Source organism: Pseudoalteromonas sp. Z1A6 (assembly GCF_011378745.1).
Taxonomy (GTDB): domain Bacteria; phylum Pseudomonadota; class Gammaproteobacteria; order Enterobacterales; family Alteromonadaceae; genus Pseudoalteromonas; species Pseudoalteromonas arctica.
In genome coordinates this window covers 17913-27969 of the sequence record NZ_WTKW01000011.1, presented here as the reverse complement: position 1 = coordinate 27969, position 10057 = coordinate 17913, and the positions used below count along the sequence as shown (strand labels likewise).

8 protein-coding genes are annotated in these 10057 nt (G+C 38.4%); all 8 read left to right on the top strand.

The window, feature by feature from the left end; all coding sequences use genetic code 11:
• Window positions 1–1117: M14-type cytosolic carboxypeptidase (locus GQR46_RS01425; protein ID WP_165739526.1), on the top strand; the 1117-nt coding region annotated here is incomplete at its 5' end.
• A 376-nt stretch (window positions 1118–1493) separates the two neighbouring features.
• Window positions 1494–2996, top strand: coding sequence for an alanine/glycine:cation symporter family protein (locus GQR46_RS01420; protein WP_024593066.1), 1503 nt, complete (start codon window positions 1494–1496; stop codon window positions 2994–2996).
• A 139-nt stretch (window positions 2997–3135) separates the two neighbouring features.
• On the top strand, window positions 3136–3462 hold the full coding sequence (locus GQR46_RS01415; protein ID WP_024593065.1) for a hypothetical protein: 327 nt from the start codon (window positions 3136–3138) through the stop codon (window positions 3460–3462).
• A 1-nt stretch (window position 3463) separates the two neighbouring features.
• Window positions 3464–3745 carry a DUF1315 family protein gene (locus GQR46_RS01410; RefSeq protein WP_007378333.1) on the top strand — a complete coding sequence of 94 codons (282 nt, stop codon included), beginning with the start codon at window positions 3464–3466 and terminating at the stop codon, window positions 3743–3745.
• A complete protein-coding gene (locus tag GQR46_RS01405) occupies window positions 3735–6416 on the top strand; it encodes a DUF349 domain-containing protein (RefSeq protein WP_165739524.1) in 2682 nt (893 codons plus the stop codon). The genes GQR46_RS01410 and GQR46_RS01405 overlap by 11 nt, the downstream gene beginning before the upstream one ends.
• Window positions 6417–6502: 86 nt before the next feature.
• Entirely contained in the window at window positions 6503–7057 is a 555-nt protein-coding gene (locus GQR46_RS01400; protein WP_165728869.1) for a DUF1439 domain-containing protein, read from the top strand.
• A gap of 68 nt (window positions 7058–7125) precedes the next feature.
• Window positions 7126–8430, top strand: a complete 1305-nt coding sequence (locus GQR46_RS01395; RefSeq protein WP_165739523.1) for an AarF/ABC1/UbiB kinase family protein — start codon at window positions 7126–7128, stop codon at window positions 8428–8430.
• 93 nt (window positions 8431–8523) lie between these two features.
• Complete coding sequence (locus GQR46_RS01390) at window positions 8524–9939, top strand: sigma 54-interacting transcriptional regulator (RefSeq protein ID WP_165739521.1); 1416 nt, start codon at window positions 8524–8526, stop codon at window positions 9937–9939.
• The last annotated feature ends 118 nt before the right edge of the window (window positions 9940–10057 follow it).

The following is a 10057-nucleotide window of genomic DNA, read 5'->3' as shown; positions in this document are numbered from 1 at the left end:
CAGCAATTTCGACAGTGGTAATATCAAAGTTATTGAAGCCACCGATCCTTTAAATATTCAATTAGAAATTAATAAAGATCACCAGTCTGAATTTTATCAGTGGTTTCACTTTCGTCTTGAAACAACACCTTACCAATTGCATAAGTTAAACATTAATGAGCTTGATAAATCAGCTTACCCAGATGGTTGGAAAGGGTATCAAGCCGTTGCATCATATGACCGTCAAACATGGTTTCGTGTACCATCAAGCTATGAAAATGGCACATTAAGCTTTGAAATTGAACCAGAGTGCGGCAGCGTATACTTTGCTTACTTTGCACCATACAGTTACGACCGCCATTTAGATTTATTGTCTTGGGCACAAAGCCAAGGCGCTTGCCAATTAATCACGCTTGGTGAAACACTCGATGGCCGCGATATGAGTGTGCTTAAAATTGGTGAGCCAAGTGAAGATAAGAAAAACATCTGGATCACAGCACGTCAACATCCAGGTGAAACAATGGCGCAGTGGTATGTAGAAGGGCTATTGCACAAATTACTTGATGACGAAGACCCACATGCAGCTGCATTATTGTCAAAAGCAGTATTTTACGTTGTACCAAATATGAACCCTGACGGCAGCGCACGCGGACATCTGCGTACTAACGCTAAAGGCGTTAACTTAAATCGTGAATGGCAAACACCAAGCATGGAAAATAGCCCTGAAGTTTACTTAGTGCTTAATAAAATGCGTGAAGCTGGCCTAGATATGCACCTTGATATACACGGTGATGAAGCTATCCCGTATAACTTTGTTGCAGGTAGTGAAGGTATTCCAAGTTACGATGCTCGTCTTAAAGGCCTAGAAGATAGCTTTAAAGCAGCGCTTTTAACTATTACTCCAGAGTTTCAAGATGAACATGGCTATCCAAAAGATGAGCCAGGCCAAGCTAACCTTACAGTAGGCTCATCAGCTACAGCTGAAGAATTTAAAGCATTAACGTACACAATTGAAATGCCATTTAAAGATAACAACGATTTACCAGATCCTGATTACGGCTGGTCAGATCGTCGTTCATATCAGTTTGGTCAAGATACATTAGCGGCTATTGTTAATGTTGTTGATAATTTAAGATAAAACGTTTATTTGAAGGGTATCAATAGTTTTGATGCCCTTTTTACTTTTAGTAAAACCCCTTTTACAAAAAATAATAATCATATAGCAACTTCATTTCAAAACGTTTTTAACGTTTCTTCGCGGCGTATCATCACCGTATCGGTACAAATCAATCTACTTTCATTTAAATACAACTGATGTGGTGCCTTACAATAGCTCCTTAATTAGATATTTTGAAAATTAAGTGTTAACAAGGTTGGGGTACTTAAGTTAAGATTAATTAAATAATGAGTCGGGACGGGAAAGGTAAAACCTTATTTCGTGAAACTTATGTTGCGTAGTAGCTAAAGCTGAGTCTCGTAATTAAAAATAATAAATATAACTATAGAGGATATCCATGGAAGCTTTTGTAAGCGCTGTTAATGATGTTGTTTGGAGTAATGCACTCATCTATTTATGCCTAGGCGCAGGCTTGTTTTATTCAGTGTTAACTCGATTTGCTCAAGTTAGACATTTTAAAGAAATGTGTAAGCTATTATTTAGTCCTAACACGTCTGATAAAGGTATCTCATCTTTTCAAGCCCTTGCAGTATCTTTATCTGGACGAGTAGGTGTTGGTAATATCGCAGGTGTTGCAGCAGCTATCGGTTTTGGTGGGCCAGGTGCTATTTTTTGGATGTGGGTTGTTGCTTTTCTAGGAGCAAGTACCGCATACGCAGAATCTACTTTAGGCCAAATTTATAAAACAGAAGAAAACGGGCAATATCGTGGTGGCCCAGCATATTATTTTGACCGTTGTTTAGGGCAAAAATGGCTAGCTGTGTTATTTGCTGTTTCGGCAATTATTGCCTGTGGTGTTTTTCTGCCCGGCGTACAAGCAAATGCGGTAGGTAATGCGTTTACCCAAGTATTTGGCGATGGAAATATGGTCACTACTAGCTTTGGTGACGTAGGCAGCTTTAAGTTAGTCGCATTGGCAATTATCCTTATTGTTTTAGCATTTATTATTTTTGGCGGTATAAAACGTATTGCTAACTTTACGCAAATTGTGGTGCCATTTATGGCGCTTGGTTACATAGTATTGGCACTAATCGTTGTATTTTTAAACTTAGATAAAGTGGGCGATATATTTTATTTAATTATTAGTGATGCATTTACCGCGCAGGCCGGTTTTGGTGCTGCTATTGGTTGGGGCGTCAAACGTGGTATATATTCTAATGAAGCAGGCCAAGGTACTGGGCCCCATGCAGCAGCTGCTGCAGAAGTAGACCATCCTGCTCAACAGGGGTTAGTACAAGCTTTCTCTGTTTATGTTGATACCATCTTTGTGTGTACAGCAACAGCGTTGATGATTTTAATAACGCAGCAATACAATGTTGTGGGTGAGTTACCAGCAGGACAGTTTATTGTACAAAATGTTGATGCAGCCACTGAAGTAGGCTCAGCAGCCTTTACTCAAATGGCTTTATTTAGTGTATTTGGCAGTTTTGGACAAGCATTTGTGGGTATTGCATTGTTCTTCTTTGCCTTTACTACAATACTTGCTTATTACTTTATTGCAGAAACTAATATTGCATACTTAAATCGTTATTTTAAAGGCAGTATCCCGCTTGTTATCGTGAAATTTGTGATTATGTTTATGGTGGCATACGGCATGGTTAACAATTCAGGTTATATTTGGACTATTGGTGATATTGGCGTTGGCTTAATGGCTTGGATTAACATATTAGGTATTTTAGCTATTTTCTTCGTAGCTAAGCCTGCTTTATTATGTTTAAGTGATTATGAAGAACAGAAGAAAAAGGGCGGAAAAATCACATTTGACCCAGTTAAATTAGGTATTAAAAATGCCACTTTCTGGGAAAAACGCCTAGCAAAACAGTCAAAAGACGCTGAGTAATTAAACTTAGTGAGTAACTTGGATGTTTATCGTTTCTAAATCACTTATTGGTTTAAATTCAAAAAAGACAACGAGAAATAAAACAAGTACAATAAAGGCGCCGAAAGGCGCTTTTTTTATGCGTAGTATGGAGAGAAGTATGGCGATTATTCGTTGCCCAAAATGTGCAAAATCAATTTCAGATAAACATAAACAATGTCCGCATTGCGAAAGTAACATTGCAGAGCTAAACGACGAGCAAGTTTTACAGCTTCAACGCGAACAGCGAATTAAAAAAAAGCAGATGTTTCTAAATCACTCCTTTTTGGCGCTTATCTTATTTTTAGGTGGTTTTTTCTGTTTGTACTTTTTACAACCGCAAGAAGAAACGCTTCAGTGGTATGCTTATACTGCCGCAATTGGCGTAGGTTGTATTTGGTATATTATAAACCGTATTATTTTAGTGACTCTAAAAAAGAAAAAATGACATGAATATCGACAATCTTGTACAAAATATTACTCCCGAATTATTCGAACGCTTACAATACGGTGCTTCTACTGGCAAATGGCCAGACGGTACCGTTTTATCAGATGAACAAAAGCAACAAACAGTGCAGTTGGTTATGTTGTATCAAGCAAAGGTGGCTCAATCTAATGAGCAATTTACGATTGGTGCTAATGGTGAAATGATCCAAAAGACAAAAGCTCAACTACAAAAAGAATTCAAATCAGACAACGAAATAGCTAGGTTTAGTGAACATGATCTTTAAGCACCTTTTTACACCGAAGTGGAAACACCCTAAGCAACAAGTACGTCTTGATGCTATCGAAAAATTAGACATTGAACGTGATGCAACCATATTAAACACGTTAGCACTTGAAGATAGCTCAGCTGAAATACGCCGCAAAGCACTACAAAAAGTAAACGATTTACCACTTTGGTGGAAAGCGTATAAACAAGATCAGGCATTAAAAGATATAGCAGAGCTGCAAATATCAAATGCTGTTTTAAATAGCGAAAGTGCACTAACACCGCAAATTAAAAATGAATACATTGAGCGCTTTGCGCCAGTAAAAACACTTGAAAAGTTAGCGTTTGCAGAAAAAGAGCTGCAAGTACGCGTTAAATTATTAAAACGTTTAGCAAATCCAAAACTAGTAGAAAAAGCATTTAAAGAAGGTAGCGAAGAGCTACAAACTCATTTAGTTGAACTTGTTATTACTCATCAATTAATTAAGCCATTAGTAAAACATGCGAAGGGTGGAGCAAAAGCAGCACTTGAAACGCATATTGAAAATGAACGTCTAGCAATAGAAAAGCCACTTGAAGTAGAGGGTGCAACACGTATTATTTTAGCGAAGTTAAATGCTTTGCGTGAAAAAACAGACTTTGGTGTTGTTAATCTACAAGCAGGCGAGCTAATGGCTCAATGGCAAGCACTTGAGCTTAAATGGTTAAGTGATGAGCGCGTTAAGCTGCTTGATGAAAAATATACTTCGATTACCACTAAGTTAAATGCACATATTGAGCAGTTAAAAGCAGTACACGACAAAGAGCAGCAACAATTAGCACAACAGCAGCGCCAATTGCTAGCCCTTGCAACGCTTGAAGCTTTAAGCGAAGAGATTGAAAATGCATTACAACTTGGTCTTGAAACGCCAGAGCAAATTCAACAAGATTGGCTTGATGCAAAAGTAGCGCAAGCTAAGCACGCTATTAGCGAAACAGAACTTGCTAATAACACGCAATCAAAACTTGCTGTAAGTAAGCTAGAAAAGTTATTTACTCAAGTTGCTAAGCTACCTGAGCTAACCGCTGCCATTAAAGAGTACAAGCTCGCTTTTACAGCATTGTGTGAAATTAAACCAGCAGAAGACTTAGCGCAGTACGATGCTACTTTAACTGAGTTTAATAATGGCTTTAAAGCAGCGCGTAATCATTTAAATATTTTAGATGGTGCACTGCAAAGTTCGTTTAAAGCACAGCTAAACGCGCATAAAAAGCAATTTTTAGCACCAATGAATGAACTCGTTAAGCCGCTTGAAAAAAACCAAAGCCAAGCAAAACGTAAAGCACGTGATGTTAAACGCCTAATTGAAGAAGGCCGTTTTAACGTTGCTTTTGGCGTATTTAAAGGGTTTGAAGAATTATTTAATACCCTTACTGAACAATACCAACAGCCGCTTGTAAATATAAAAGCAGAGCTTGAAGCGCAACTTGCAGACGCTAAAGATTGGCAAAAATACGCTGCTGCACCAAAGCGTGAAGCCTTATTAGAAGAAGTAAGCACATTAGTAAGCGAAGAGTGTACAGACCCACAACAACGTGCTGAGCAGGTAAAAGCGCTACGTAAACGTTGGAATGAGTTAGGTCGTTTAGATACAGATGAAGAAAAGCAACAAGGCGTGCAGTTTGATGAAAAAATTGAGCTGTTATTTGCACCTTGTCGTAGTTACTTTGCAGAGCAAGAAGTACAACGCGAAGCATCTAAAGCACAACGCGAAAGTATTATTAGCGATATGCATGCACTTCATTTACAGCCTACTGCTGAGGATGACTTTGATTGGAAGCAATATGAAAGTCAATACAACCGTTTAAACAAAGCGTGGCGCAGTGTAGGTAAAGTTGATCCTAAAACATACCGTACATTAAACGATCGTTATAAAAATGAGCAACAGCAAGTACTGGCTTTATTAAACGCATTTCATAAAAGTAATGCTGCACTTAAAAATGAGCTAGTAGAAAAAGCAGAGCAGTTGTCACAAAGTGATGATTTAGCCGCTGCATGCCAAGAGTTGAAGCAAATGCAACAACAATGGCAAACCATTGGTTTTGCAGGCTTGAAAGCTGAAAATGCGTTATGGCAAAAATTTCGTCAATTTAACGATGAAACATTTACTAAGCGCAGTAGTGAATTTGAGCAGCAAAAACTTGATCAAAATGAGTCAGATAAACAAGCCGTTGCAGAACTTGCTGAGCTTGAAGCAGCACTTAGCGATGTAAATCAAAGAGCGCAGCTACACGACCTAGAAACAAAAGTGAAAGGGTACACGCAATTTAGATCGTTAGCGCCAAAAGTGACTAAGCTACTAGCGGCCATTGACGATAAACTTGCATTGCTTACAAGCAAATCAGAGCAAGCTAATTTAGATGCACTAATTACAGCACTTGAGAACAATGAAGCGTTACCAAGTCAGTACCAAGCACCGCTTAAAACAACATTAAATACTGAACAGCTTATTACGCGCATGGAAATACTAGCGAACGTAAGCTCAACTGATAAGTCACTTAGAATGGCAGAACAAGTAGCCATGCTAGATGACAAACATCGTGGCGAACATGCTGATTTAAACTATTATTTAAAACAGTTACTAGCGCTCAGTGGTGGTTCAGTTGAACCTGACACACTAATGCGACTTAAAGCGATACTTGCAGCTTAATATATACTGGTTAGTATTTTAATAAGCCGCTTTAATAGCGGCTTTTTTATAAGCATCATTACTTCATTATAAATAAAAGGGTTCTCATGAGAATTTTAGTTATTATTGCAGCGTTATTTTTAACTGCTTGTAATACCACGCAAGGCATATCAGTATATTCATTTACTAACTCAGAGGTTGAGTCTGTACTTAGTAAGCAATTACCAAAACTAAGTGAAAAAGTGAGCTTAATGGGCTTACCAGTTCAGTTTGATGTAAATGATTTGAGCGTAAACATTGGTCCAGAAAATCGTGATGTGGTTGTACTTGGTGCTGACACAAGCGCAGAAATTAACGCTTTTGCGTTAAAATACCCAGTACGTTTACAGCTTCAAATTGAAGGCAGCCCATTTTACGACAGTGAGAAAAATGCGGTGTTTTTACGTAATATTAAGTTACTTGATTCGAGTGTAGATGCCGGTGGTTTTAGCGGTAATTTAGGCGCACTTGATAGCCAAGCAATGGAAGTAATTAATGCCTTTTTAGCAGTAAATCCTGTTTATACATTAAATATGGACGATCCTAAAATGGTTTTATTAAGCAAGCTACCGCTTGATATACAAATTGTTGAAGGCGCAATTAAGCTAGTACCTAGTTTATAAGTAGATCGACCTACTTAAAATATACGTACTTATTAGCCTGACTCTCAGGCTAATAAGGTTTTAATATTATGGCGGCTCCTCGAACTGTTCCCACCTCTCGACTTTCTCGCTTTGCAAAATTAGGCTCACTAGCAACAGGTGTTGCAACCAACATGCTAGTTGATGGTGCTAAGAGCGCACTAACGGGCAAAGGTTGGGATAACAAAAGTTTATTACTACAACCTAAAAATATTGAAAAACTAGCTACACAGCTCTCACATTTACGTGGTGCTGCAATGAAGCTAGGGCAATTACTCTCAATGGATGCCGGTGACTTGCTCAGTCCTGAATTAGCTCAATTACTTGCTTTGCTACGCTCAGATGCCAACCCAATGCCTCATAAGCAACTTGTAGAGGTATTAAAAGAGCAATGGGGGGATGACTGGCTAGCGCGTTTTTCTCATATTGAATTAAGACCTTTTGCTGCGGCTTCTATTGGGCAAGTACATTTAGCTTATAAGGAGAATGGTGAGCAACTGGCTGTTAAAATTCAATATCCTGGTATTGCAAAAAGTGTTGTGAGCGATGTCGACAATGTTATTTCGTTATTAACGCTTTCTCGATTATTGCCAAAAGATCTTAATATTAAACCGCTTATTAGTGAAGCCAAAGCTCAGTTATTGGCCGAAGCTGATTATAAGCTGGAGGCTGATTATTTAACACGTTATAAAAATGCATTAGCAACTAATCCCCATTTTAAAGTACCTAACGTATATCCAGAGCATAGTACGCAGCAAGTACTTACGATGGAATATATAAAGGCTGAGCCAATTGAGAGTATTACAGAGCTACCTAATAAACAGAAAAGCTTTGTTGCAGCACAGCTAATTGATTTGTTTTTTAAAGAGATGTTTGAATTTAAACTCATTCAAACAGACCCTAACTTTGCCAACTTTCATTATCAGCTTGATACACAAAAAATTGTTTTGTTTGATTTTGGTGCAACGCGAGAAATATCATCTGAGCTCAGCCACGCTTATTTAGCCTTATTTAAAGCGGGCAGTGAAAACAACCGAGAAGGAGTGCTTCTTGCGGCTTCACACATTGGTTATTTTAAAAATGACTTGGTTGATGACTACAAAAATAACGTTATCGATTTATTTTTAATGGCATGCGAACCACTAAGAGTAAATGGTGAGTTTGACTTTAAAAATAGTGAATTGGCGCTAAAAATTAAAAATGCAGGGCTTGCTCTTAGCGCGCAATCACAGCAATGGCATACGCCACCGGTTGACGCTTTATTTATTCACCGAAAACTTGCAGGACTTTACTTAATAGCCGCAAGGCTAGGTGCAAAAATAGATGTAAAAACACTGTTTAAGCATTATTTATAGCGTTTTAATGAGCACTTAAGTGCATTTTAAGTAATGAGTGCGCTTAGTTTAAAAAATTGTCATAATGCTCGCGATATTTCGCGAGGTGCATTTATGATAAAACAATTTTTAAACGATCCTAAGTTATTGCTCAATGCAGTAGGTGAGGGCATATATGGTTTTGACCTATCGGGTAATGCTGTGTTTGTTAATCCTGCCGCTGAGCGCATGACTGGTTGGCGAGCAGAGGAGTTATTAGGTAAAAAAATACATCAATATCATCACCATACTCATGCTGATGGTACGCCTTATCCTGCGGATGAATGCCAAATATATTGCACCATGTTTGATGGAAAACGTCGTGAAGTTAAAAATGAAATTTTTTGGCGTAAAGACGGCAGTTCGTTTGCCGTTGAGTACACTTCAACACCGGTTTATCGAAATGATCAATTAATTGGTGCTGTAGCGGTATTTCGCGATATATCACTGCAACAGCAAACACAAAATGCGCTGCAAAACGCACTTGAGCAAGTAAAGCATTTAAGTGAGCAGCTAAAAGATGAAAACAACTACTTAATTGCAGAGCTTAACGAAGATTGGCAAGAATCAGGGCTAGTTGGACAAAGCCATATATTTCAAACCATGTTAGATCAAATAAAGCTGGTAAGTGAAACCGACAGTACAGTGCTTATACTTGGCGAAAACGGCACAGGTAAAGAGCTAGTAGCCCGTAACTTGTATCGGTTAAGTAAACGCAGCGAGCAAGCTTTTATTAAAGTAAATTGCGCAGCATTTACACCGAGTTTACTAGAGTCGGAATTATTTGGTCACGAAAAAGGTGCGTTTACAGGTGCAAATGAGCGTCGTAAAGGGCGCTTTGAACTTGCTGATAAAGGCACCTTGTTTTTAGATGAGATAGCAGAGCTGCCGCTTGAGGCGCAAAGTAAATTGCTCAGAGTACTACAAGAGCAAGAGTTTGAGCGCGTAGGCGGCAGTAACACACTAAAAGTAAATATTAGAGTGGTTGCCGCGACTAATCGCGATTTATGGGGAATGGTACAAAAGGGCACGTTTAGAATTGATTTGTATTATCGGCTTAATGTATTTCCTATAAAAGTGCCTGCTTTAAAAGATCGAAAAGAAGATATTCCTTATTTATGCGCGAATTTAATTACACAACTAAATAAACGACTGGGCAAACATTTAAAAGGGCTAAGTAAAAAAGCAATTACACAACTGCAAGCCTATGATTGGCCAGGCAACATTAGAGAGCTGCAAAATGTGCTTGAACGCGAAGCTATTTTATCTAATCAGGCTGTTTTACAGCTAAGCCAACCTTTACAAGCAGGTGGTGAAGTCGTTATTAACCCTTCGCTTACGCTCGATGAAGCACAAAAGCAGCATATAATCTCTGTTCTCGCGTTATCGCACTGGCAAATATCGGGAGATAAAGGGGCTGCCGTTAAACTGGGTTTGCCTGAGAGTACACTGCGCTCAAAAATGCGAAAACTGGGTATAAATAAAGATTAGCGAGAATTCGTTATATATCACGCAATTCGCTTTATATCGCGATTGTTGTTTTTGTTTATTTTAATAAGTATATAAATATCAATAAGGTAACTTAAGTTTAAGTTTGGTCTGAAAGTTG

Excerpts from the sequence above, each read along its gene's own strand:
- GQR46_RS01420 (WP_024593066.1), top strand. The coding sequence starts at position 1,494 with ATGGAAGCTTTTGTAAGCGCTGTTAATGATGTTGTTTGGAGTAATGCA.
- GQR46_RS01415 (WP_024593065.1), top strand. The coding sequence starts at position 3,136 with ATGGCGATTATTCGTTGCCCAAAATGTGCAAAATCAATTTCAGATAAA.
- GQR46_RS01410 (WP_007378333.1), top strand. The coding sequence starts at position 3,464 with ATGAATATCGACAATCTTGTACAAAATATTACTCCCGAATTATTCGAA.
- GQR46_RS01405 (WP_165739524.1), top strand. The coding sequence starts at position 3,735 with ATGATCTTTAAGCACCTTTTTACACCGAAGTGGAAACACCCTAAGCAA.
- GQR46_RS01400 (WP_165728869.1), top strand. The coding sequence starts at position 6,503 with ATGAGAATTTTAGTTATTATTGCAGCGTTATTTTTAACTGCTTGTAAT.
- GQR46_RS01395 (WP_165739523.1), top strand. The coding sequence starts at position 7,126 with ATGGCGGCTCCTCGAACTGTTCCCACCTCTCGACTTTCTCGCTTTGCA.
- GQR46_RS01390 (WP_165739521.1), top strand. The coding sequence starts at position 8,524 with ATGATAAAACAATTTTTAAACGATCCTAAGTTATTGCTCAATGCAGTA.